Origin of the sequence: Dokdonia sp. Asnod3-C12, from assembly GCF_045063975.1 — a bacterium.
In the GTDB taxonomy this organism is placed as follows: Bacteria; Bacteroidota; Bacteroidia; order Flavobacteriales; family Flavobacteriaceae; genus Dokdonia.
Window position 1 is genome coordinate 1,689,982 of record NZ_JBEFNY010000003.1, and the last position, 25,260, is coordinate 1,715,241.

At 39.8% G+C, this 25,260-nt stretch carries 23 protein-coding genes; 12 read left to right on the forward strand and 11 right to left on the reverse strand.

The genetic code is table 11. The features are described 5' to 3' along the window. Window positions 1-21: 21 nt before the first annotated feature. The 3 genes from pdeM (at window position 22) to ACJJVW_RS07790 (ending at window position 3,089) form a co-directional block, all read left to right on the forward strand. Window positions 22-654: a ligase-associated DNA damage response endonuclease PdeM gene (gene pdeM / locus ACJJVW_RS07780; RefSeq protein WP_405251239.1), complete on the forward strand. Its 633-nt coding sequence runs from the start codon at window positions 22-24 to the stop codon at window positions 652-654. A gap of 118 nt (window positions 655-772) precedes the next feature. Next, entirely contained in the window at window positions 773-2,200 is a 1,428-nt protein-coding gene (locus ACJJVW_RS07785) for an aminotransferase class V-fold PLP-dependent enzyme (protein WP_339845839.1), read from the forward strand. An 88-nt stretch (window positions 2,201-2,288) separates the two neighbouring features. After that, window positions 2,289-3,089, forward strand: coding sequence for a tryptophan-rich sensory protein (locus tag ACJJVW_RS07790; protein WP_405251240.1), 801 nt, complete (start codon window positions 2,289-2,291; stop codon window positions 3,087-3,089). On the opposite strand, the gene ACJJVW_RS07795 is transcribed toward ACJJVW_RS07790, so the two are convergent. Continuing rightward, window positions 3,086-4,435, reverse strand: coding sequence for a dihydrolipoyl dehydrogenase family protein (locus ACJJVW_RS07795; protein WP_405251241.1), 1,350 nt, complete (start codon window positions 4,433-4,435; stop codon window positions 3,086-3,088). The two genes, ACJJVW_RS07790 and ACJJVW_RS07795, sit on opposite strands and share 4 nt — an antisense overlap. Before the next feature lie 121 nt (window positions 4,436-4,556). After that, window positions 4,557-4,991, reverse strand: a complete 435-nt coding sequence (locus ACJJVW_RS07800) for a DoxX family protein (RefSeq protein WP_405251242.1) — start codon at window positions 4,989-4,991, stop codon at window positions 4,557-4,559. Window positions 4,992-5,103: 112 nt separating this feature from the next. Between ACJJVW_RS07800 and mfd the strand changes: the two genes are divergently transcribed. Genes mfd through ACJJVW_RS07820 form a run of 4 tightly spaced genes read left to right on the forward strand, consistent with a single transcriptional unit; the run spans window position 5,104 to window position 9,928 of the window. Beyond that, on the forward strand, window positions 5,104-8,517 hold the full coding sequence (gene mfd, locus ACJJVW_RS07805; protein ID WP_405251243.1) for a transcription-repair coupling factor: 3,414 nt from the start codon (window positions 5,104-5,106) through the stop codon (window positions 8,515-8,517). Further along, window positions 8,504-8,656 carry a hypothetical protein gene (locus ACJJVW_RS07810; RefSeq protein WP_339845827.1) on the forward strand — a complete coding sequence of 51 codons (153 nt, stop codon included), beginning with the start codon at window positions 8,504-8,506 and terminating at the stop codon, window positions 8,654-8,656. The genes mfd and ACJJVW_RS07810 overlap by 14 nt, the downstream gene beginning before the upstream one ends. Before the next feature lie 46 nt (window positions 8,657-8,702). Beyond that, window positions 8,703-9,245 carry a hypothetical protein gene (locus ACJJVW_RS07815; RefSeq protein ID WP_405251244.1) on the forward strand — a complete coding sequence of 181 codons (543 nt, stop codon included), beginning with the start codon at window positions 8,703-8,705 and terminating at the stop codon, window positions 9,243-9,245. 2 nt (window positions 9,246-9,247) lie between these two features. Then, window positions 9,248-9,928 carry a DUF2490 domain-containing protein gene (locus ACJJVW_RS07820; protein ID WP_405251245.1) on the forward strand — a complete coding sequence of 227 codons (681 nt, stop codon included), beginning with the start codon at window positions 9,248-9,250 and terminating at the stop codon, window positions 9,926-9,928. Between the two features lie 51 nt (window positions 9,929-9,979). Here the strand turns inward: ACJJVW_RS07820 and ACJJVW_RS07825 are convergent, their stop codons facing one another. The 4 genes from ACJJVW_RS07825 to ACJJVW_RS07840 all read right to left on the reverse strand — a co-directional run bounded on the left by ACJJVW_RS07825 (window position 9,980) and on the right by ACJJVW_RS07840 (window position 12,586). After that, window positions 9,980-10,864, reverse strand: coding sequence for a YitT family protein (locus ACJJVW_RS07825; RefSeq protein ID WP_405251246.1), 885 nt, complete (start codon window positions 10,862-10,864; stop codon window positions 9,980-9,982). Window positions 10,865-11,003: 139 nt separating this feature from the next. Continuing rightward, window positions 11,004-11,966: a sodium-dependent bicarbonate transport family permease gene (locus ACJJVW_RS07830; RefSeq protein ID WP_405251247.1), complete on the reverse strand. Its 963-nt coding sequence runs from the start codon at window positions 11,964-11,966 to the stop codon at window positions 11,004-11,006. A 34-nt stretch (window positions 11,967-12,000) separates the two neighbouring features. After that, entirely contained in the window at window positions 12,001-12,309 is a 309-nt protein-coding gene (locus ACJJVW_RS07835) for a hypothetical protein (protein ID WP_405251248.1), read from the reverse strand. A gap of 28 nt (window positions 12,310-12,337) precedes the next feature. Next, a complete protein-coding gene (locus ACJJVW_RS07840; RefSeq protein ID WP_405251249.1) occupies window positions 12,338-12,586 on the reverse strand; it encodes a hypothetical protein in 249 nt (82 codons plus the stop codon). Window positions 12,587-12,673: 87 nt separating this feature from the next. On the opposite strand from ACJJVW_RS07840, the gene ACJJVW_RS07845 reads away from it, so the two are divergent. Then, window positions 12,674-13,597 carry a LysR family transcriptional regulator gene (locus ACJJVW_RS07845; RefSeq protein ID WP_405251250.1) on the forward strand — a complete coding sequence of 308 codons (924 nt, stop codon included), beginning with the start codon at window positions 12,674-12,676 and terminating at the stop codon, window positions 13,595-13,597. Between the two features lie 174 nt (window positions 13,598-13,771). Continuing rightward, window positions 13,772-14,596: a helix-turn-helix domain-containing protein gene (locus ACJJVW_RS07850; RefSeq protein ID WP_405251251.1), complete on the forward strand. Its 825-nt coding sequence runs from the start codon at window positions 13,772-13,774 to the stop codon at window positions 14,594-14,596. Window positions 14,597-14,610: 14 nt separating this feature from the next. Here ACJJVW_RS07850 and ACJJVW_RS07855 read toward each other — a convergent pair whose 3' ends face one another. Both ACJJVW_RS07855 and ACJJVW_RS07860 read right to left on the reverse strand, forming a co-directional pair. Beyond that, on the reverse strand, window positions 14,611-14,970 hold the full coding sequence (locus ACJJVW_RS07855) for a YraN family protein (RefSeq protein WP_405251252.1): 360 nt from the start codon (window positions 14,968-14,970) through the stop codon (window positions 14,611-14,613). 7 nt (window positions 14,971-14,977) lie between these two features. Then, window positions 14,978-15,877, reverse strand: a complete 900-nt coding sequence (locus ACJJVW_RS07860; RefSeq protein WP_405253079.1) for an LD-carboxypeptidase — start codon at window positions 15,875-15,877, stop codon at window positions 14,978-14,980. Window positions 15,878-16,217: 340 nt separating this feature from the next. Here ACJJVW_RS07860 and metG point away from each other — a divergent pair, with 340 nt between their 5' ends. Both metG and ACJJVW_RS07870 read left to right on the forward strand, forming a co-directional pair. Then, complete coding sequence (metG, locus tag ACJJVW_RS07865) at window positions 16,218-18,305, forward strand: methionine--tRNA ligase (RefSeq protein WP_405251254.1); 2,088 nt, start codon at window positions 16,218-16,220, stop codon at window positions 18,303-18,305. 4 nt (window positions 18,306-18,309) lie between these two features. Further along, window positions 18,310-20,433: a Tex family protein gene (locus ACJJVW_RS07870; RefSeq protein WP_405251255.1), complete on the forward strand. Its 2,124-nt coding sequence runs from the start codon at window positions 18,310-18,312 to the stop codon at window positions 20,431-20,433. Between the two features lie 324 nt (window positions 20,434-20,757). Here ACJJVW_RS07870 and ACJJVW_RS07875 read toward each other — a convergent pair whose 3' ends face one another. Further along, entirely contained in the window at window positions 20,758-21,057 is a 300-nt protein-coding gene (locus tag ACJJVW_RS07875) for a GIY-YIG nuclease family protein (RefSeq protein WP_339845800.1), read from the reverse strand. Between the two features lie 394 nt (window positions 21,058-21,451). Between ACJJVW_RS07875 and ACJJVW_RS07880 the strand changes: the two genes are divergently transcribed. After that, on the forward strand, window positions 21,452-22,354 hold the full coding sequence (locus ACJJVW_RS07880; RefSeq protein ID WP_405251256.1) for a histone deacetylase: 903 nt from the start codon (window positions 21,452-21,454) through the stop codon (window positions 22,352-22,354). A gap of 20 nt (window positions 22,355-22,374) precedes the next feature. Here ACJJVW_RS07880 and ACJJVW_RS07885 read toward each other — a convergent pair whose 3' ends face one another. Beyond that, a complete protein-coding gene (locus ACJJVW_RS07885; protein WP_405251258.1) occupies window positions 22,375-24,846 on the reverse strand; it encodes a ligase-associated DNA damage response DEXH box helicase in 2,472 nt (823 codons plus the stop codon). 61 nt (window positions 24,847-24,907) lie between these two features. Further along, complete coding sequence (locus ACJJVW_RS07890) at window positions 24,908-25,234, reverse strand: GIY-YIG nuclease family protein (protein ID WP_405251259.1); 327 nt, start codon at window positions 25,232-25,234, stop codon at window positions 24,908-24,910. Window positions 25,235-25,260: the final 26 nt, after the last annotated feature.

Here is a 25,260-nt window from a genome sequence, read left to right on the forward strand (position 1 = left end):
CGTCATTTGTAACTTTACAAAGTGACTCAAACTACAATTTCCAATAATACATTTTTACTACACCCTACTGGCGCAATGTACTGGCAGGAGCAAGATGTATTACTCATCGCCGATGTGCATTTTGGGAAAGTAGCTCATTTTAGAAAACATGGTAGTGCCGTTCCTCAAGAGGCGATACAAACTAATTTTGAGCAGTTAGATAAAGCAATTGCTTATTACAACCCTAAGGAGGTTTGCTTTCTAGGAGACTTATTTCACTCTGATCTTAATATAGAATGGGCTTATTTTGAAAAATGGATAAGTGATCAAACTGTTAGATTCACGCTGGTGATTGGAAATCATGACATCATCTCTCCATTACGATTTGAAGGACTGGGCATTACAATTTATGACGAAAGAATCATTGATGGTTTTTTACTCACGCACCATCCTGAAGAACGAGATGGGCTATATAATTTTTGTGGTCATATTCACCCAGGAGTTCGACTGCAGGGTATGGGAAGACAAGCGCTAAAAATGCCTTGTTTTTTCAAGAAGAAAAGCCAACTCATATTACCAGCCTTTGGAACTTTTACAGGTAATTATTTACTAGAACCAGAAGAAGGAGATGAGGTATTTGTACTAACTCCAAATGAAGTAATTTTAATAGCATAATTTATGTGCAGCATCATGAGGAAATACTAGTTCCTGCAATCTTCTTTTTAATTACCACGGCACACATTTTTAATGGTCTGAGCAATAGTCTAACTTTGCAGCCTTAATACAACAGGTGATGGATAAAGACAAATTAGAGCTTTCAAAAGAAGAAATGACTGCCTACGGATACCGTATTGTAGATGCCGTAGTAGAACATTTTGACACACAAAATAGTAAGTTTCCTTTGGCTTCTGGAACTCGCGAAGAAATGGATAAGATGTTTCTAGAAGAAGCGCCAGAAAAAGCTTCAGACCCACAAGAAGTACTTGAATTTGTGATAGAAAAAGTGATGAAACAAAGTGCGATTTCTACGCATCCTAAATCATTTTCATTTGTCCCTGGACCTAGTAACTACGTAAGTGCTATGTCTGACACGCTAGCTACAGGATTTAATATATTTTCTGGAGGCTGGTCACAATCACCACCTGCAGCAGAGCTAGAGATTGTAACCATAAGTTGGTTACTCAAGATTTTTGGCTTTCCAGTAAAAAAAGGAGGAGGGATCTTTACAAGTGGTGGATCTATGGCAAACCTTACTGCCATTGTTACTGCTCGTCGTGTGATGTGCGGAGAAGATTTTGCAAATGCAGTTATTTATCTTTCAGATCAAGCACACTCATCAAATATTAAGGCGCTACGTATCGTAGGCTTTACGAAAGATCAAATACGATTAATCCCAACAGATTCAGAGTTTAAATTTTCCACTATAAAACTTCGTAGTGCTATCGCTCGTGATAGACTGGAAGGATACAATCCGTTTTGTGTAATTGCTACCGCAGGAACTACAAATACGGGAACAGTAGATCCTCTTACTGAAATCTCAAAAATCTGTAAAGAAGAGAAACTTTGGTTCCACATAGATGGAGCATATGGAGGAGCGGCGATTCTTGCAAAAAACGGAAAGGAACTTTTGAAAGGTATTTCAAAAGCAGATTCTCTTACTGTAGATCCGCATAAGTGGTTTTTCCAACCTTATGAGATGGGTTGCTTGTTAATACGCAATCACAAATACCTGAAAAGTACTTTTGTTGAGAAGCCAGAGTACTTAAGAGATATAGAAGGTAATGAATCTGAGATTAATTTTTATGATCACGGTGTCCAACTAACAAGACGTTTTAGAGCACTTAAATTCTATATGTCTTTAAAAACTTTTGGACTAGAAGGATTTAGAAATGCCATTACATATAACATCAAAATAGCCGAAAAGACCGAAAAGCTACTCCGTAAAAGTAAAAAGTGGGAGATTGTATCACCTGCTACGCTTGCGATTATTAATTTTAGGTACAATCCCTTAGGAAATAAATTTTCAGAGAAGCAACTAGATGAACTCAACCAGAAAATCTCTGGTATGGTAACAGCATCTCGTGAGGCTCAACTAGTAACTACGATACTTAATAAGCAAGTAGTGCTGCGTATGTGTTTAATTAATCCGCGTACAACTTTTGACGACGTACAAGATACGCTTACACTTTGCGAGAAATTTGCAGATGAGATTTTAGGATAAGCAAAGCCTTGGTTTTGTGAATATTTTAGCAGTAGCTATGGGTGTTTGAAGATAGTAGCCTATGTAACTTTACTAAAAATCAGTGATTATGAAAAAGACCTATGCGATTGTAAATTTTCTTTCTGTGTTATTGGTACTGGCAGTAAACGGACTTTCACAAGCCCAGCGCTGGAATAATACTACGATAGGTGAAGCTTCAGATAAGTATGAGAATTTGTTTACGCCAGCAGGATATGCATTTTCTATCTGGGGTGTCATTTTCTTAATGCTATTAGGGTATTCACTTTTTCAAATACGACGCGCTTTCTTCAGTAAAAAAGAATCACCATTCATTATACAAACTGGCTGGTGGTTTGCTATTGCAAACTTTCTTAATGCGGCATGGGTGGTTGCCTTTACGTATGACTACATAGGATTATCTGTACTTATCATGCTAGGAATTTTGTCTAGCTTAATACTAGTAATCTCGCGTACTAATATGGAACGATGGGATGCTCCTATTGAAGTTATAGGACTTGTGTGGTGGCCTATTTGCATCTATTCTGGGTGGATTGCAGTAGCAACTATTGCAAATTTTTCCGCCTTTTTTGCAAGTATAGGTTGGACCGGAGGACCGCTTAATGAAGTAGTATGGACTATGGTGATGATCACAATTGCAGTACTTATAAACGTACTTATGGTGTGGATGCGCAATATGCGAGAGTTTGCACTAGTAGCTGTGTGGGCACTTGTCGCGATATTTATAAGACATAAAGATCAGCATGAAAGCATTGCTTATTATGCATTATTAGGAGCAGTAGTATTATTAGTAATTACAATGTTACACGCCTTTAAGAATAAGGAAACCGCTCCTCATTTAAAATTCAAGGAACGGTTTCTTGATAATTAAACCATACTCTGCATATCACTAGCAAACGTAGGATATGCAAAAATCGTTTCTCTAAACTGTGTACAAGTCATCTTTTGCTGTATTGCCATAGCAAATAGGTTAATCATCTCACTCGCTTCTGGTGCAAGTATCTCTGCGCCTAAGATTTCATCGTTAGGGCCTTTTATGGTTTTGTAGCAATAGTCTGGTGAGTTAAGACGCTTTATACTAAACCAGTCTGGAACATGCTCTTCTAGCACTTTGTATTCAATTCCTTGTGCCTTTGCTTGTTCTTCGGTTAAACCTACAATAGCGAGTTGTGGCGTGGTATAAACCGCGGTAGGAATCGCAGGAAAGGTATATGCTTTGCGCTCGCCGGTTGCGAGTTGTATCCCTACATGTTTTCCTTCTAAACTAGAAAGCGGAGTTAATGGTAAAGAGCCACTATCTGCCACATCACCACATGCATACACATTAGGATTAGAGACGCTCTGTAAGTATTTATTCACCTTGATTCCTCTGGAGGTTGCTTCCACGTTACCTTTGTCAAGGGCGAGCATGTCAATAGAAGGAACACGTCCAGAAGTATTAAAAACCATTTCGGCTTTTAGTTCATGCTCTTTTCCGTCTTGCTTGTAATAGACACGTGTATTTTTTTGAAGCATTTCCGCCCCTATTACATCTGCATTAAAAATGAACTTAATTCCTATATCTGAAGATGCTTTCTGGAGCTGGTCTGTGATTTGCTCGTCAAACATTTTTAGCACGCGTTCTCCGCGTTCTACAATTGTGACATCTACACCGCATCGAGCAGCAATATGAGCAAATTCCATGGCGATATAACCTCCACCTACAAAGATGATGCTTTCTGGAAGCTCTGGAAGCTCAAGAAAATCGTCTGATGTTTTAAAAAGCTCAGCTCCTTTAAAGTGAAGTGGTCTTGGGATAAGTCCGGTGGCAATTACCACTTTATCTGCAGTAACCTTTTTGCCTTCTACAATGAGTAATCCTTCTTCTATAAATTCTGGAGACTGGTGATACATGGTAATCCCAGCTTGTTCGAGAGAATCTTCTGTTTTTACAGGCATTGCAGAAACAAATTTTTCTTTAAATTTTTGCAGCGCTTGCCAGTTTATAGTAGCTACGTCTGTAACTCCTACCTCTGCCATGTGCGAGGTGCGAGCAATAATTTCGCTAGCGTTGAGTAATACTTTTTTGGGATCGCAGCCTCTATTTGCACACGTTCCGCCATATTCACGATTATCTGCAATGGCTACTTTCATTCCCGCCTCTGCGCAACGTGTTGCAACTTGTCTTCCTGCACTTCCTGTACCTATAACAAATATGTCGTAATGTTCAAATCCCATCTTTTCCTTTTTTATAAAGGTAGGGAGCACACACTTTTGTTGCTGTTATGAAAATGGTAAAATGTTAGTTACGCTTTCGCGAAAGCGTATGATTAACTATTACAAACCAGTGAAGTTGTAATTACTGTGAGCTTGTAAATCCATCTACTACCGTTTTTGGTGTTCCGTCTATTGCAAAGGTGTTGTGACGTAAATTTTTAATAAAGATGAAGAAGAAAATCACATAAATCATTTGTGAGCCTACCAGATCCCAGTCTTCTTTAAAAGAGGTTCCTGCCATTAATAATGTGATTAATATAAAACTTAGTGCTGCAGCAAGACGTGTTTTAAAACCTATGATGAGTAGCACTCCTAGTACAAGTTCTACAATAGGAAGTCCAAAAGCAATAGGCTCCACAAGCGCAGGAGGTAACATCGTTCCCTCAAAACCTTTTGATAGTCCGCTGGCAAAACCTTCCATTTTAGGAAGTCGCACTACACCGTGCAATAAGAAATTAATACCTATTGTAATACGCGCGATTACAAATGCAAGCTGATGATCTGTCCAGTTTTTCATAATTTAAAATTATAGAACCTTAAGGTAGCGTAGTGTTATGAAAATGGTAAAAAGTAAATAACGCTTTCGCGAAAGCTGTTGCACTCCGTATCTTTGTAAAAAATCTAATTACTTGAGTAACATCCAACTCTCGCAACACTTTGCACAGTCTCTGCAACTGCAGAAACTAGGGGAATCTATTGCCTATTCTAAAGAAAATATTGCAAACATACAGGCCAAAGGTCTAGTGGGCTCTGCACTGTCATTTATGATAAGCAGCGCTTTTGAAAAAGCAGAAACGCCTTTTCTCATCATTCTAAATGACAAGGAGGAGGCTGCCTATTTTCTTAATGACTTAGAGCAACTACGTAAAGAAGAAAATGTACTTTTTTATCCAGGAAGCTATAGAAGGCCTTACCAGATAGAAGAAATAGACAATGCAAATATCTTGCTGAGGGCAGAGGTTTTAAACAGAATAAACTCTCGCCGCAAGCCAGCATTGCTAGTTACCTATCCAGATGCGCTTTTTGAAAAAGTAGTTACTCGTAAAGAACTAGATAGACAGACACTTAAAATAGCGGTGAGTGATCAACTGTCGCTGGATTTTGTAAATGAGATGCTGTTTGAATATAAATTTAAACGTGTTGATTTTGTTACAGAGCCGGGAGAATTTTCAGTGCGTGGAGGGATTGTAGATGTATTTTCATTTTCTCATGATGAGCCGTATCGTATTGAGTTTTTTGGTGATGAGGTAGATAGTATAAGGACGTTTGATGTGGAGAGCCAACTCTCAACTGGGCAGGTAAAAAAGATTTCGGTGATGCCTAATGTGGAGAACAAGGCATTAACAGAAGTACGCCAGAGTTTTCTAGAGTATATCTCGCCTAAAACGGTAGTTTTTATAAAAAACAGATCACTTCTTGTAGATCGTACTGATAAAAATTTCGCGAAAGCGGAAGAAGCATTTTCTAACCTTGACTCAGAGATAAAGCGCAACTCACCAGAGGAGCTTTTTATGCATGGAGCTGCATTACAGCAGCAGTTGGATCAATTTACTACAGTAGATCTTACCCCAAAAATTGACGGCGCCACAGCAGATACAACAATCACTTTTGAGCAGCAACCGCAACCTTCTTTTAATAAGCAGTTCGACTTATTAATTGCAAACTTGAATGAAAATTCGGCAAAGGGTTATAAGAATTATATTGCCTGTGTGACGGAGCAAGCTGCAAAGCGTTTTCATGACATTTTTGATGATGCAGATGCGATTGTAAAGCAATATGAAACAGTGGTACTGTCATTATATCAGGGATTTATAGATGATGAGCAGAAAATAGCGGTCTACACAGATCACCAAATTTTTGAGCGTTATCACAAGTTTAATCTTAAGAATGGGTATGCAAAAAAGCAATCCATAACGCTTAAGGAATTGAGCCATCTCTCCGTAGGTGATTATGTGACGCATATTGATCACGGGATTGGAAAATTTGGTGGATTACAGAAAATTGATGTAGAAGGAAAGCCGCAAGAAGCAATTAAATTGATTTACGGCGAGCGTGATATTTTGTACCTAAGTATTCACTCGCTTCATAAAATCACAAAGTATAACGGTAAAGATGGCAAGCCGCCACAAATTTATAAACTAGGAAGCCAGGCTTGGAAAAAACTTAAGGCAAAGACCAAATCTAGAGTCAAGCACGTTGCGTTTAACCTCATTAAATTATATGCAAAACGTAGGTTGCAAAAAGGCTATGCCTTTGGGCCAGATACGCACATGCAGCATGAGTTAGAGGCAAGTTTTATCTATGAAGACACGCCAGATCAAAGTAGCGCTACCGAGGATGTAAAGCGCGATATGGAAAGCGAGCGACCTATGGATCGCTTGGTGTGTGGTGATGTAGGTTTCGGAAAAACAGAAGTAGCCATTCGCGCCGCATTTAAAGCGGTTGACGGAGGAAAGCAAGTGGCAATACTCGTTCCTACAACGATTCTAGCCTATCAACATGCACGAACATTTAAGGAGCGTCTCAAAGATTTTCCTGTAAAAATTGATTATCTCAACCGTTTTAGAACGGCTAAAGAAAAGCGCGAAGTGCTAGCGGGCATCGAGAGCGGAGCCATCGATATAGTGATAGGTACGCACCAACTTACTAGCAAAAATGTAAACTTTAAAGACTTAGGTCTTCTCGTTATAGATGAGGAGCAAAAGTTTGGCGTTGCGGTAAAAGATAAGCTCAAAACTATTTCTGAAACCGTAGATACGCTCACACTTACAGCAACTCCTATCCCGAGAACGTTGCAGTTCTCGCTCATGGCAGCAAGGGATTTAAGTACCATAAATACAGCGCCACCTAATAGATATCCTATAGAAAGTAACGTAGTGCGCTTCTCTGAGGAGGTGATACGAGATGCGGTACAATATGAAATACAGCGTGGCGGTCAGGTATTCTTTATCCATAACCGTATTGAAAATATCAAGGAAGTTGCGGGTCTTATTCAGCGCCTTGTGCCAGATGCAAAAGTGGGAGTAGGTCACGGGCAAATGGAAGGAAAAACGTTAGAAACAAAGATGCTATCGTTTATGAATGGCGAGTTTGATGTACTAGTATCTACCACTATTATTGAGAGCGGACTAGATGTGCCTAATGCGAACACGATTTTTATAAATAACGCAAATAACTTCGGACTGTCAGATCTTCACCAGATGCGTGGGCGTGTGGGACGTAGCAACAAGAAAGCGTTCTGCTACTTCATCACACCACCATATAGTGCCATGACAGATGATGCTCGTAAGCGCATCCAAGCACTGGAGCAATTTTCTGTGCTAGGAAGTGGTTTCAATATCGCGATGAAGGATCTTGAGATACGTGGTGCCGGAGATTTACTAGGAGGAGAACAGAGTGGATTTATCAATGAGATAGGTTTTGATACTTACCAGAAAATATTAAATGAAGCCATTGAAGAGCTTAAGGAAGATGAATTTTCAGAGTTATATAATGATGATCCCGCTTTCGCGAAAGCAGAAAAAGATTATGTAAAAGACACTGTAATTGATACTGACTTTAGTCTGCTATTTCCAGATGACTACGTAAACAATATCACTGAACGCTTAAACTTATACACGCAGCTCAATAATGTAAAAACAGAGGAGCAACTGGATGATTTTGAACGCCAACTCGTAGATCGTTTTGGGCCATTACCAGAAGAAGCCGAAGATTTGCTAGATTCTGTTCGTATCAAGTGGGTAGCGACTAAAATAGGTCTCGAGAAAGTAGTTCTCAAAAATGGAAAACTCACTGGCTTTTTTATTGCAGACCAGCAGAGTGCCTTCTATCAAAGCCCAGCCTTTGGCCGTGTGCTTAAATTTGTACAAGAAAACGCATACCGTATTGGGATAAAAGAGAAAAAACTATCTAAGGGACTGCGATTACTCTTAAAATCTGACGATGCTAAGACGGTAAATGATGTGGTAGCATTGCTACGACCATTAATGCCAGAGAGTACAAAGAAAAAAGCAGCAGAGCTGCCTATGGATGATGGGGAGTAAATCTTGGAAACCAACGCTTGCAGTAATTGCTGCAATTATCACCATTATAGGTTTGGTAACTGGGAAGTTCCTCTTCTTTGTGATATGGCTGCCCTTAGGATGGCTATTTAATTCAAAAAAGGAAGATCGTGTGGACTAGATATTCTTTCTCCTTAATGTGTATTTGTGTTTTGCTACAGACATCTATGTGTCGTGCGCAAGCACAAGATGCTGTAAAAACGGAAAGAGAATACCGAATTAAACCCGAGCTTGTTCCACAAAAAGCAAAAGACTTTATTGCCACCTTCCATATAAATCGGTCCATAAAATGGCTACAAGAAGTAGGTGATGATGGCGTTAGTATTGAAGCAAAATTTAGATACAAAGGAAAACGTCATAGTGTAGAGTTTACTACAGATGGAGTTCTAGAAGATGTAGAAATAGTTATTGGGTTAGGAGATTTGCCTGAAGAGACAAGACAAGAGATATCAAACTATTTTACGCAAGAATTTGATTATTTTAAGGTAGAGAAAATACAAGCACAGTATAATAACACTGCAAATGAAATCGTAGATAGGAATGTAGAGATGCTTACGGCATCATCGCTCACGCCGCATTTTGAGATAGTAGTAAAAACACGCAATTCTGGTAGAAAATCAAAGCGTTATGAAGTTCTTTTTAATGAGAAAGGAGCCTTCATAAGTAGGTCTCAAGTAAGCATACGACGTGATAATATTTTACGCTTTTGAGTATGTTTAAATTCTCATCCTTTATACTCATATTTTTCACGAGCACGTTACTTTACGGGCAATCGCTTTATGAAGTGGGTATACTTCCAGAAGTAAATATTGGCACAAAAATCAATGAGCTGTGGAACATCAATGTAGAATTTGCACCTCGTTTTGAAATAAGTGAAGGAGATTTTAAGGGTAATAATGATACAGATGTATTTTACTCCTTGCTAGATGTCACTACGGTTGCCACGCGCACTGTGGGAGTAGATGCAAAAGTGGGGATAGGATACTTGGCTCGTTTTCGTGACAAGGACCTTATACATCGTGCGATACAACAGTACTCATTTACTGTACCTTATTTTAGTTTCCGTTTGGGGCATCGCTTCCGTACAGATCAAACATTTAATGCTAGGCAAAAGGTTGAGTTTAGAGCGCGATACAGACTATCTTCAGATATATCGCTCAATGGTGAGTTTATAGACCCAGGAGAAGTGTATTTAAAACTAGGGAACGAGTATGTATATTCCATTCAAGGAGATGCAACAGATCTCGAGGTCAGGTTTGTTCCTGCTTTAGGTTATTTCGCAAACGATGCAAATAAACTTGAGATTGGTGTGGACTACCGTATGGATTCATTTCTTAAAGCTACTGCAAATCATCGATTCTGGATAAATTTAGGATATTACTTGAGTTTGTAGGGTTGCGCTTTCGCGAAAGCGTAAATAGCACAACGCATCATTAGACAACCCTTAAAGACTAGCCAGCTTTTTTGAACTTTGAGGATTCAAATATCTTTTTAAAACTCCTCCCTTAACATTATTTACATCAAACTCTACGATAAAAGCATCGGGATCACAGGAGTCTATGAGCTTGTGTATTTTGCGCAGGTGTATACGGTTTATCACGGTTTGTATCACGCGGCGTTCATTATTATGACCCGTACTTCCATAACCAGCAGCAGCTTTATAGACGGTGATACCAGTGCCTAGTTCGTTAAGAATCTTTTGTTCTATTTCTTCAGATGATGGAGAGATAATGGTGATCCCTATAAAATCTTCAAACCCCTCTATAAAAAAATCGATAAACTTTGCCGTAACGATATAGGTAAGTATGGAATATAGCGCTACCTCTACACTAAGTACTAAAGCAGTGACAATAAATAGCATAATATTGAAAGCCAAAATGGTCTTACCTATGCTTATTCCAAAAAGATCAAAGACATAAATCCCTAGAATTTCAGATCCGTCGAGTACCGCACCGTTGCGTATACTGATGCCGATACCAGCTCCTAGAAACATACCGCCAAAAATTGCAATAAGCAGCTTATCTTCAGTAATTACTGGGAAGGACTCAACCCCGATAAGCACTGCTAGTATTAAGATGGACACCGTGCTTTTTAATAGAATATTTCGCGAAAGCTTATAAAAACCCAACACAAGAAACGGAATGCTCACAATAAATAGCAGTAATGAGATGTCTAGATCTAACTTTTTACTTAATAAAATCGCGATACCCGTAGCTCCACCATCCAGAAAACCATTAGGCAGTAAAAAGGCTTTAAGCCCTATACTCGCGAGGGCAATACCTATTGCTATTTGTACATACTCAGAAAGTGATTTTAATATAGCAGTCATACCTTGGTGGTTTTGCGTTAAGGTAGCCATTATTTCATTTTTTAAGACCTAAAACGGCATTGAACAATCATTAGGAGCGTTCATTCTCTATCGCTTTGGTTTTGAGTACGCTTTCGCGAAAGCGTGATTAAAAATTATATTAACTCCAGTTTATAATGCAGAGGTAAAGCGGCATCCCCAGTGTGATGTTAAAGGGGAATGTAATGGCAAGTGCCATAGGTAAGTATAGTCCTTCGTTTGCTTTAGGCGCAGCGAGTTTCATAGCGGCAGGGACTGCAATATAGGAGGCACTTGCTGCAAGTATGGCAAACAACAACCTGTTACCTACAGACTCTGTTATAAACCCACTTAGTAAACTCACGATAATACCATTTACAATAGGGATGGCGATTGCAAATACATAAGGAAAAGCGCCATACTCCTTGAGGCTTCCTATTTTTTTACCGCTTGAGATTCCCATATCTAGTAAAAAGACAGCTAGAAAACCTTTAAAAATATCTGTGGTAAAAGGTGCAATACCTTGTGCTTGTGCGTCACTTGCCATAAAACCTATGATAAGACTTCCTATAATTAGAAGAACACTACCATTAGTCACGGAGTGCTTGATGATACTACCCATAGAGATAGTCTTGTCACGGTTTGCGGTAAAGACCATCATTAATAGTACACCTATAATAATGGATGGTGCCTCCATGATTGCCATAACTGCGACCATATAACCACTGTAGGATATCTGCTCCATATCGAGATATGCTACAGTAGTTACAAATGTCACTGCGCTAACGGAGCCGTAAGCAGCGGCGATAGCTGCAGCATTTTGAACACCTACGCGCTTTTTAAGTATAAAAAAAGCATATAATGGAACCACAAGAGCTAGTACTATCCCAAAAAGTAAGGACCAGACAATCTCCATATTAAGCTCTGAGTGAGCTAGCTCTTGACCTCCTTTAAATCCTATGGATAATAGTAGGTATAGGGATATGAATTTTGAAGAACTAGGCGGTATGGCTAAGTCACTTTTGAGTTGTACCGCTAGTAATCCTAAAAAGAAAAACAAGAGAGCAGGATTAGTCAAGTTATCAACCAGTAGATGTAAGTCCATATATATGGGTTAGATGTTGTTTGTGGAGAGGCAATTATTTTTTTAGACTTATTTGTACGGTACTTTTTATTTCCAGTTTGCTACCATCTGCGCGCACTGAATTTAAAAAGTCTTTTAATTTTCCTTTCTCATCTATAAGTTCGATGATGCGGCCGCTATCATACTCACATGCATCGCCTATGTTGCCTTCTGTGCGGCTTAAGCGTTGTAATTTGTGAAAGTTTATTTTCTTGTCAAGCATTGCGTGTAAGATATCTCCAGCTTCGGTTGCTGTAAATACTCCATCTATAAGGTTGATTTTTTGATCTGTCATTGTGAGTACGTCTGTTGTTTGTGTGTTCATGATAGTATGTATTTAAAATGTGAATGAATTATGACTTTCCGCCAGCAATATTGATAAACGAGATGAGTAAGATTAAAAACGAAGCAGATGCTATTTCTTTAAAAAAGAGAAAATCACTAAGGACAGATAGTGTTAGTGCCACGATGGGAATTGCTATAAGCACTGCCTTTTGAATAGTTTTAAATAGGGAAGCCCATTGTATTTCAGGTTGTGAAGTGCCTTCTTTTTGAGAGTACTCACGAGCGTTAAATGTGGTCATTTTAAGTTTGTGTAACATATCTCTGTGTTTTTGATGGTGCAAAGATGTGGGCTAGAGTTCATATATTTTTATTTATATTTATAATGAATTACATAAATAATTTTAATGCATTATACATTGCACCAGCTTCAGGTTTTCTTGAAGGTCACAGAATTTAAGAGCATCACAAAAGCTGCAGAGGAGCTACATCTCACGCAGCCAGCGGTCTCGATACAGATTAAAAATTTCCAAAATCAGTTTCCTATTCCGCTTACGGAAGTTGTGGGGAGACAATTATTTGTAACAGATTTTGGCGAAGAAATTGCAGCTGCAGCACGTAAAATAATAGCCGAAGTAGATGCAATTAATTACAAAACGATGGCTTATCAAGGTCAGCTGTCGGGTAAATTGAAGATATCCATCGTCTCTACGGGTAAATATTTGATGCCTTATTACATAGCAGATTTTATGAATATGCATCCTGGTGTAGATTTAGAGATGGATGTGACAAACAAGACTCGCGTGGTGCGCCATCTTGAAAAAAATGAAACAGATTTTGCGCTGGTATCTGTAGTTCCAGACCACATTGCTATAGAAACTGTCGCGCTCATGCCTAATAAATTATTTTTAGTAGGAGGCAGACAGCACACTTACTCAGGTAAAACCATATCAAAAAAAGACTTTGATAAATTACCTGTGGTGTATAGAGAAAAAGGATCTGCAACACGGGCAGCTATGGAAAATTATATTGCAGACAGACAACTTCCTACTCGTAAAAAAATAGAGCTTACCTCAAACGAGGCGGTAAAGCAAGCAGTGATTTCTGGAATAGGAATTTCTATACTCCCGCTAGTGGGGCTTAAAAATGCACTTACGAGCGGTGATGCTCAAATCATCCCCAGCAAAGGATTGCCTATCACCACACACTGGAATCTCATCTGGCAAAAAAGCAAGCAGCTTTCTCCCACCGCACAAGCCTTTGTGAGTTACCTCGAGGAGCATAAAACAGCGCTTAATGAGAAGCATTTTGGGTGGTTAGATACATATTAAAAGGTACGCTTTCGCGAAAGCGTAAAACGTGCAAAACGTTGTGTTTACTGAAGTGACGTGCAAATGTCGGGTTAAATACTGCTCAAAAAATGAAACAAATCATAAATGAGCCATACTATTGTAGTGTAGAACTTCTTGTACATTTGATGCGCATCATTACAAGGCAAAACATTTATGATGAAACAACCAGAATTAGGACAAAAGATTTTAGAGCTGCGCAAGCAGAAAGGATTAACGCAGGAAGAACTTGTAGAACAGTGTAATATTTCTGTGCGCACGATACAACGCATAGAAGCTGGAGAAACAATGCCACGTGTTTATACGATTAAAACCATTCTCTCTGCGCTAGATAGAGATCTAGATGACCTGCAAGAAGACACCATTTTTGAAACCAAAGTAAAAAAGGCAATGCTTTTTGAAATAGATGAAAGTAGGGATGTGTCGTATCTCTTTACACAACTTCACGTAGGCTGGATTGCTGGAATATTAAGTATGATCGCATTTGTATTTGAACTTGTAGATGATTTTTACTTTGTAGCGGAGGGTACCTATTACTTTGGAAGAGTTTTTACCATTATACTTGGGGTGCTTTCTATTATTTTTTTTTCAGTATTTATGCGCACTTTTATACTTATCGGAAACTTATTTAAGAACAATTTTTTGAAAATAATTTCGACGCTATTTATTATCATTAACGCAATTCTTGCTGGATATGCCCTTATTGATATGAACTATGTTGTAATGCCTATGGAGGCTTATGGTGTTATGTACGTAGTGTTTTTTGGTGTAATGTCCATGTTTTTTGGTTATAGTTTATTTAAGCTTAAAGGCTTAGGACAGTTGCCACAAGCATCCGGTATTTTACAAATGGTATTGGGTTTTATGATGCTAACTATATTTTTAGCTATTGTAGCAGGACCAGCAAGTATACTGGCACAAGCTGTAAATGTGGCACTTATTCTCAGAGTGTATGAGACAATAAAAAAGCAAGTAGGTTAATAAGAACTGTCATTTTAAAAAAAGTAAAAAGCATCCTCAAAATGTTCCAAGCGCACTTGTTTTGAGTTTTTAAGTACTCCTATAATATCAAATCGGACTTCGACATCTAGATCATTTTCTAGTACATACTCATTTGCTACTTTAACGATTGTCTTCTGTTTTCCAGGACTTACAAAACTCTGCGGATCGCCAAAGAAATCTGAGTTACGTGCTTTTACTTCTACTACAACGAGGATTCCTTCTTCCTTCTGGCAGATAATGTCAACTTCAATTTTTCCAAAAAACCAATTACGTTCAAGAATAGTGTAACCCTGCTTTATTAAATGCAGGGTTGCTAGTTCTTCACCGTATTCGCCTAGTTCTTTTGGGGTCATCAGTTGTTTAGAGATAAGTTATTTTTGTGGTATTTTGAGTGACAACAAGTTCAATCTCACTCCCCAACTTCAGCGCATTATTATTATCTACGTGACCTGCTGGGAAGTCAAACGCTACTGGGAAGTCACATTCCTTTACAGCATCTAGTACAATCTCTTGAGCCGTTTTCCCAAAAGGGATTCTGTTATCGTGCATCTTCGTCATACCACCCACAACCATACCCGCACAGTGATCCAGCATCCTGTTGCGTTTTAGGTTGACTACCATTCTATCTATATGATAGAGGTACTCATCCAGATCTTCTATAAATAAGATTTTGCCAGCCGTATCAAGGTCAGAGCTGCTTCCGCAAAGGCTGTAAAGAATAGAGAGATTTCCGCCCACAAGCGTGCCTTTTGCAGTGCCTAGTCTATTAAGTTTATTTGTGGTGTTGTAACTAAAGTTAGGTTGCTCGCCAAAAAGCGATTGTTTTAATGACGCTTTCGCGAAAGCGGTATTGTCATCAAGCGATACAGGCATTGTCCCATGTATCGTTTTGAACCCTATTTTATGAATGTGGCTATGTAAAACTGTCACATCAGAGTAGCCCACAATCCACTTGGGATACTTGACAAACTTGTAAAAATCTAGATCATCTACTATGCGTACCGTCCCGTAGCCACCACGCGCGCACCATATGGCTTTAATCTCCGTATTATCTAGCATTTGCTGAAAGTCTTGTGCTCTCTGAAAATCTGTGCCAGCATACTGATTATCTTCTAGCCCAATGGTGTTGCCCAATACGGGAACTAAGCCCCAGCTTTTAAGTAAGGCAATGCCTTCTTCTAGCTCTCTTTTAGAAATTTTACGTGCCGTAGCAACGATTGCGACTTTGTCGCCTTGTACAAGATAAGGAGGTGTAACCATTAATGTATTTTTCACACCTCAATATACTAACTTAACGGCAGTTTGGATTTTAAACTATCTGGTAATTTGATGAAAAGGTTAATTACTTATTATCTTAAAACAAGATGATTTGAGAGGTGCTTATAACTCCTAAACCATGCTCCATAGCCCCGATAGCAATGAAAATCCCGCAACCTAGCGATAGCAAGGTGAGGAATTGTAATGAATAGCGGGAGAGGCAGCTGCTTATTACAACTACTGCAGCGCTCCTAGCATAACAATACCGAGTTAAAGCTAGAATACTTTATAGATACTCCTTGCTTGTTTTTCTTTATTTTTGTCGCTTCTTAAAGAACACAATATGTCTCAGAATCCACAACGATATACAATTACAGCGGCACTGCCGTATACTAACGGACCTATACACATAGGCCACCTTGCAGGAGTGTATGTTCCGGCAGATATTTATGCGCGTTACCAGCGTATGCAGGGAGCAGATGTTGCTTTTATATGTGGTAGTGATGAGCATGGAGTGCCTATTACAATTAAGGCAAAAAAGGAAGGGGTAACTCCGCAAGATGTAGTAGATAAATACAATGCGATTATCAAAAAATCTTTTGAAGATTTTGGGATCACTTTTGACAACTACTCACGTACCTCTGCAAAAATTCACCATGACACAGCGTCTGAGTTTTTTAAAAACATGTACGATCAAGGTAAGTTTATAGAAGAAACTAACGAGCAGTTGTATGATGCAGAGGCAAACCAGTTTCTTGCAGACCGTTTTGTGACGGGAACTTGCCCTAAGTGTGGTTTTGAAGAGGCTTATGGAGATCAGTGTGAGAGCTGTGGTACTTCGCACAATGCAACAGACTTAATTAACCCAAAGAGTGCGATTACGGGAGCTGTACCTACACTTAAGGAAACAAAGCACTGGTTTTTACCACTTGATCAATATAATGACTTCTTTAAGGAGTGGATTATAGAAGGACATAAAAAAGACTGGAAAACTAACGTTTACGGGCAGTGTAAATCATGGATAGATGATGGACTACGTCCTCGTGCCGTAACTCGTGATTTGGACTGGGGAATCCCTGTGCCAGTAGAAGGAGCAGAGGGCAAGGTATTGTACGTTTGGTTTGATGCGCCTATTGGCTATATTTCTTCTACAAAGGAGTGGGCAGCACGTGAAGGAAAGGATTGGGAACCTTATTGGAAAGATGAAAACACAAAATTACTTCACTTCATTGGGAAGGATAATATCGTTTTTCACTGTTTGATTTTTCCTGCAATGTTAAAGGGGCATGGAGGATATATTTTACCAGATAACGTGCCTGCAAACGAGTTTTTAAACCTAGAAGGTCGCAAGCTTTCTACGTCAAAAAATTGGGCGGTGTGGCTACATGAATATTTGGAAGAATTTCCAGATCAGCAGGACGTGTTGCGTTATGTACTTACCGCAAATGCCCCAGAATCTAAGGATAATGACTTTACTTGGAAAGATTTTCAAACTAGAAATAATAGCGAACTCGTAGCGATTTTTGGTAATTTAATTAATCGCGTGACGGTGCTTACACATAAGTATTATGGAGGTGTTGTGCCTACGCCTGGAGCTTTTAATGAGCTAGATAAAGAAGTGCTAGATGCTATAAAAGCATATCCAGCGGTGATAGGTAGTAGTATTGAAAAATACCGCTTTCGCGAAAGCCAAACAGAATTCATGAATCTCGCTCGCCTAGGAAATAAATACCTAGCAGACGAAGAGCCGTGGAAGACTATCAAAACTGACGAGGAGCGCACTAAAACAGTAATGTATGTGGCTTTACAAATTGCTACAGCACTTGCTATATTAAGTGAGCCGTTATTACCACATACAAGTGTAACGCTTAAAAATATTCTTGACCTTCCTGCTAGTGATGTTGAGAATGCATTACAGTGGAGTGACATCACTTCAAAAGAAGTGTTATTGCCAGCTGGACACACAATCAATAAATCTCAATTACTCTTTTCAAAAATAGAAGATAGTCAGATACAAGTACAGCTAGATAAACTAGAAGCAAGTAAAGCTGCAAATGAAGCAGAAGCTGCTGCCGAAAATGCGGTAGTAGAGCCACAAAAAGAGCTTATTAACTTTGACGATTTTACAAAACTCGATATGCGAGTAGGTACCATCATTGAAGCAGAAAAGATGAAGAAAACGAAGAAACTCCTCATCTTAAAAGTAGATACAGGTATAGATGTGCGTACCATCGTTTCTGGTATCGCAGAGAGCTTTACTCCAGAAGAAGTAATTGGGAAGCAAGTAACGGTACTTGTAAACCTGGCTCCAAGAGCACTACGTGGAGTAGAGAGTGAAGGAATGATTTTAATGACAGAGGATGCTAGCGGTAAGTTGGTTTTTGTAAATCCTGACGCTGAAGGGGTGAGTAATGGGAATATGATAAGTTAAGCGTGTGGAGGTTTTACAATTCGTAATCAAAAGCTCAGGCTTATCAGAAAAAGGTGTAAAGGCTACCTTAAATCTTCTTTCAGAAGACTGCACACTTCCATTTATAGCCCGCTACCGTAAGGAAGCGACGGGTGGACTAGATGAGGTGCAGATTGGAAAAATTATCGAGCTTAAAGAGCAGTTTGAGACTTTAGAAAAACGTAAAAAATCAATTCTTAAATCACTAGAAGAGCAAGACGTTCTTACCAGCGAACTCAAAGATAAGATTGAAAAAACGCAAGATCTTACGACCTTAGAAGATTTGTATCTGCCGTACAAGAAAAAACGTAAAACTAAGGCTGAGACAGCGCGTATAAACGGACTAGAACCACTTGCCAAAATTATTATGTCTCAAAATGCGCAAGACCCAGAAGGGCTAGCGCATCGATATACTAATAAGGAAGTTCTGGATGCACAAAGTGCGCTAGAAGGAGCACGCCACATTATAGCTGAGTGGATTAATGAGCGCATAGATATACGCGATAACATCCGTGAGCAGTTAAAGCGTTTTGCCACCATAGAGACGAAGGTGGTTAAGAAAATGGCAGAAGAGGAAAAGTCTCAGAAATTCCGTGATTATTTTGACTGGTCTGAGTCACTAAGCCGCTGTCCTTCGCATAGGCTCCTCGCTATTTTAAGAGCCGAAAATGAAGGTTACATTCGTGTGAAAGTTGTCATTGATGATGAGCGAGCGCTTGATAAAATAGAACGCAAACTCATACGCTCTTGTGGAGATAGCGCTACACAGATTGAGATAGCCCTAAAAGACGCCTACAAGCGACTATTATTTCCTGCATTGAGCAATGAGAGTCTCTCAGAAGCAAAGAAAACAGCAGATGAAACTGCTATTCAAGTTTTTGCAAAAAATTTAAAACAATTACTCCTTGGTTCGCCGCTAGGTGAGAAGCGTATTCTTGCACTAGACCCAGGTTTTAGAACAGGTTGTAAACTGGTGTGCCTTGATGCACAGGGACAGTTGTTACATAATGAAACCATCTACCCACACGCACCAAAAAATGATGATACAGGTGCTATAAAGAAAATCTCTAGTCTTACAGATGCTTATAAAATTGAAGCAATCGCCATCGGTAACGGTACGGCTTCCCGCGAGACAGAGAGGCTTGTAAAACGCATTCACTTTAAGAATGCGATGGAGGTTTTTGTAGTGAGTGAGGCAGGGGCTTCTATTTACAGTGCAAGTAAGATTGCCCGCGATGAGTTTCCTAATTATGATGTGACAGTTCGCGGCGCAGTTTCTATAGGTCGTAGGTTGCAAGACCCGCTGGCAGAGCTGGTGAAGATAGATGCAAAGTCCATTGGCGTCGGGCAATATCAGCACGATGTAGATCAGACTGCACTTCAAAAATCACTAGATCAGACGGTAGAAAACTGTGTAAATGCCGTGGGTGTCAATATAAATACGGCAAGTGCTCCGCTATTGAGTTATGTGTCAGGTATTGGACCAAAACTTGCCGAGGGCGTAGTACGCTTTCGCGAAAGCGAAGGACCCTTCAAAACACGTCAGGAGATTAAAAAGGTACCACGTCTGGGAGGAAAAGCATTTGTGCAAGCCGCAGGCTTTTTAAGAATTACTGGTGCCGAAAATCCGCTAGATAACTCGTCTGTACATCCAGAAAGATATAAATTGGTTGCAAGTATCGCCAAAGATCAAAAAGTCTCTATCGCCGAAATGATAGGAAATACAAGCCTTCTTAAATCGATAGACCTTCAAAAATATGTAACCGATGAGGTAGGACTTCCTACACTCACCGATATTATAAGCGAACTAGAAAAGCCTGGGCTAGACATTAGAGAAAAAGCAAAGGTGTTTACTTTTAATCAAAACATACGAACCATAGAAGATGTACAGCCAGGTCAATTGCTGCCAGGGATTGTAAATAATGTAACGGCCTTTGGAGCCTTTGTAGACATAGGCATCAAAGAAAGCGGCCTCATACACATCTCAAACTTGGCAGATGGTTTTGTGAGTGATGTAAGTGTACATGTAAGTTTACAACAGCAGGTGATTGTAAAAGTGCTGGAAGTTGATATCGCAAGAAAGAGGATACAATTGAAGTTGGAGAAGTAAAAGTTTTGTCACCTCGAGCGTGTCGAGAGGTCACACAAGTAGCTTTTTTTAGCACTTACTCATATGCGATTTCTCGGCAAGCTCGAAATGACGAGGGATTGTCATCTCGACGTTAGGAGAGATCACACGAGTAGCTCAAAAATACAGGCTGCGGAAAACTTGATTGTTCGCGACATAGTCCTAGTCACCTCGAGCTTGTCGAGAGGTCACACGACTAGATTTTTATGCGCTTACTCCTATGAGATTTCTCGACAGGCTCGAAATGACGAGTGATTGTCATCTCGACGTTAGGAGAGATCACACGAGAAACTAAGAATTTACTCTTTAAAACACTTCATTATTTAAGCTCTCCCATTTAGGATTAACAGTTTCTATAAGCTGGTTTTTCTTTTTTCTACTCCACCTTTTTAGTTGTTTCTCTCTGTAAATAGCATCTTTTGCATATTGGAAACCCTCATAATAGACGAGTTCATAACAATTGTACTTACCGGCAAATGATTTTTTCTCATTTTGAGAGTCAAAATAATGCTGACTAATCCTTCTTTGAATATTGTTTGTTACGCCTATATATATAGTCGTTCGGTATTGGTTTGTAGTTATGTAGATGTAGAAATTGGTAAACATAATAGATTGTAAATCATAAATATAGCGTATTTGCAAGAAAGCATTCTTGTCACCTCGAGCGTGTCGAGAGGTCACACGAGTAGCTCCTCACTTTCTTTTGTTATGTTCTCACTCCTATGCGCTTTCTCGGCAAGCTCGAAATGACGAGGGATTGTCATCTCGACAATAGGAGAGATCACACGAGTAGCTCCTCACTTTCTTTTTTTTATGTTCTCACTCCTATGAGATCTCTCGGCAAGCTCGAAATGACGAGGGATTGTCATCTCGACGATAGGAGAGATCACACGAGTAGCTCCTCACTTTCCTTTTTTTATGTACTTACTCCTATGCGATTTCTCGGCAAGCTCGAAATGACGAGTGATTGTATATTTGTATACTCATCATAATATACTTAATGCTCAAAATCGCATTCCACCCCATTTACAAACACCCACTGCCTGAGGGGCATCGCTTCCCTATGGAGAAGTATGATTTGCTTCCTAAGCAGTTAGTGTATGAAGGTACGTGTACAGAGGATAACTTTTTTGTCCCTACACAGGTAGCTCACGAGCATATTTTGCGATGTCATACTACAGAGTATGTAGAGAATCTTAAAGCGCTAGCTATCGACCCTAGAGCACAGCGAAAAACGGGTTTTCCGCTCTCACAAGAACTTGTAGATCGCGAATTAATCATCACTCAAGGAACCATTGATGGGTGTCACTACGCGCTTGAAAATGGTATTGCGATGAATATTGCTGGCGGTACGCATCACGCTTATACAGATCACGGAGAGGCGTTTTGCCTTCTCAACGACCAAGCGATTGCTGCGCGATATTTACAAGCAAACGAGCTTGCAAAAAAGATACTCATTGTAGATCTCGATGTACATCAAGGTAATGGTACGGCAGAGATTTTTACGGGTGATGACTCGGTGTTTACGTTTTCTATGCATGGTAAGGCAAACTATCCTTTTAGAAAAGAAATCTCAGATCTTGATATTGCATTAGAGACTGATACAGGCGATGTGGAGTATCTCGATACTCTCAAAAAAACATTGCCAAATCTCATTAAAGAGCAACAACCAGATTTCATCTTTTACCTATGCGGAGTCGATATTTTAGCGAGTGACGAATTGGGTAAGCTTGGATGTAGTATAGAAGGTTGTAAAGAGCGCGATCGGTTTGTATTACAAACCTGTTACGATTTAAAAATTCCCGTGCAATGTAGTATGGGCGGTGGCTATTCCCCAGACATAAAAGTTATTATTGAGGCACACGCAAATACCTTTAGAACGGCGCAAGATATTTACTTTTAGTACAATCTTTCGTAGGGCTATTATTTCTTTTTCCGCATCAACTTTGCAGTCATTTTCTTGATCCTGTCGGCTAGTTTTTCGCTGCTCAATTTTTCGCGTAAGCGGTCTGTAATTATTGGAAAAGATAAAGGCGTAGGTTGCTCGCAATCCATCCATATAATTTCTTGCGTCTCTATACGCTCAAGCGCTTGTTGCAGGCGACCTTCTTCTAGTTGATGCTCAAAAGTCTCTGTAAATGCCTGTTGAAACAGTAAGTTCTCTGCCTCATAATCACGGAACACATCAAAAAACAGCTGACTACTACTTTGCAGGTGTTTCTGTTTGATTTGCTTGTTTGGGAAACCAGTAAAAACAAGCCCAGAGATTACCGCAATATCTCTAAATTTTCGCCTGGCCATCTCCGTAGCATTAAGACTGTTTTGCAAGTCGTCGTGCATATATGCAGTCGTAAATAAGTCGTTATCTAGTAGCTGCTGTATGTCTATAGGTTGGTCTGAAAGTAGCTCAAAACCATAGTCGTTAAAGGCAAGAGAGAAGGTAATAGGGTCTAGTAAACTAAGACGATACCCAAGTAAACTTCCCATAGCCTCGTGCACAAAACGACCTTCAAAAGGGTAAAAAACGTGATGATAACCATCGCGTGTTTTAAAAGTTTCAATGAGCAGTTGCTCATCACTCGGGATGATGCTCTCTACCTTTTGCTGTCTAAAAATGTGCTCTAGCGCATTAATCTCTAGAGACCGCTTTCGCGAAAGCGAATTCCCAGTATAAAGTTCCTCCCGTAGTAGTTGGGACATTTGGCTACTCAAGGTAAGTCGGCCGCCCATCCACGAGGGGACTTTATTAGTTTTCTTTGAGCTGTTACGCACGTGCACCTCCATATTTTTAATACGGATAAACTCGAGGTTGCGACCTGCAAAAGTAAACACATCACCACGCGTTAACTTACTGATGAAAAACTCCTCAATAGTGCCTATGTAACCACCTTTTTGATATTTGACTACAAGATTTGCATCGCTCACAATGGTACCTATTTGCAGGCGATGGCGCATTGCCACCATACGAGAATTCACTTTAAATCTGCCGTCCTCAAGAATCTCCACTTTCTTATACTCGTCATAAGCTTGTAGCGATTGCGCACCCATCGTCATAAAATTAAGGCACCATTCCCATTGCTCTTTTGTCATTGCTTGAAAGCAAAACGTAGTCTGTATCTCTGGCCAGATATCTTCGGGTAAAAATCCGTCAGACACGGCTAGCGTCACGAGATACTGAATCAGGACGTCAAAACTATTGAGATACGGAATTCTATCTTCCACCGTGTTTTCCTTAACAGCGCGTTGCAAAGCAGAGGCTTCTACCAGCTCTATGGCGTGTGTAGGCAAAAAGTAAATCACACTCTCCTTGCCAGGACTGTGACCAGATCGCCCAGCACGTTGTAAAAAGCGTGCGACACCCTTTGGGCCGCCTATTTGGATAATGGTTTCTACTGGCGCAAAGTCTACTCCTAGATCAAGGCTAGAAGTACAAACTACTGCCTTGAGAGAGCCGTTGCGAATGGCGCCCTCAACCCACGTGCGCGTCTCTTTATTGATACTCCCGTGATGCATTGCAATCTCACCAGCATACTCAGGATGTGCCGCAAGAATACGCTGAAACCAGATCTCACACTGGCTTCGCGTGTTCGTAAAAAGTAAGGTCGTCTTGCTGTTGTTGATAATGGGTACGACGTATTCCAGCAAATGCAATCCCAAATGACCACGCCAAGGAAAGGTTTCCATCTCGTCTGGAATGATAGACTTGACGGTAATTTTTTTGTTGATGTTTGCTTTGACAATTACGCTTTCGCGAAAAGCGTCACTTTCATAACCCAGTAGTACTTCTCGAGCTTGCTCAAGATTTCCAATCGTTGCCGAAATCCCCCAGATACGCATATTTGAAGCGACAGTTTTCAATCGGCTCAAGGCGAGTTCCATTTGGACGCCTCGCTTAGTGCCAAGTAGTTCGTGCCACTCATCTACTATTACGGCAGAGCAGTCTTTAAAGACTTTCTCATACCCTTTAGAAGCAATCAAAAGCATCAAGCTCTCGGGTGTGGTGATGAGCAAGTCAGGCATGGAACGTTTTTGCTTGGCACGTTCAGACTGAGAAGTATCGCCATTGCGTATTCCTACCGTCATTTGTGTGCCGAGATCTTGTGTGATGCGAGAAGCCGAAAGCTCAATCTCATTAGAAAGCGAGCGCAGCGGAGTGATCCAAATGGCCTTTAATCCTTTTTTATGTTTGGTCTTGTAATCAGGGTTTCGTTTGATGTAATTAAGAACCACCGGAAACCAAAGTGCATACGTCTTACCACTCCCAGTAGGTGCATTAAGCAATCCATTTTTACCCGCAAGAAACGCCTTCCACGTTTGTTTTTGAAACGGAAAAGGTTTCCAGTCTTGCGACTGGAACCAGTTATTTGCGATATCTAGTAGTTGCTTATTATTCATAATTACGAGTGTAGCGAAGTAATCTGTTGCGATTCAATAACCACCAAACCAAATACACCTATTACCATATTTCTTTTATTAAATAATCATCATTTCCAAGCGAAGCGTAGGAACTTGCCAAATCTAACCAATCAGGATTTTTACTTTCGATTAATGAAATTTTCCGTTTTCTATTTCCAGATTTCAACTGCTTTTCTCTTGCGAGAGCTTCATTATGCGTTTCAAATAATTCGTAGTACATCAAGTTGTAGCAATTGTATTGCGCGCTAAAAGACTTGGGGTAATATTTAGTCTTATGTTGAACCATTCGTATTTTAAGATTACGAGTCGCTCCTACATAAAGAACAGTTTTATTCTTATTAGTTAGTATATAAGTGTAATATGGCATCTTAATGAAGTTGATATTGCAAATGT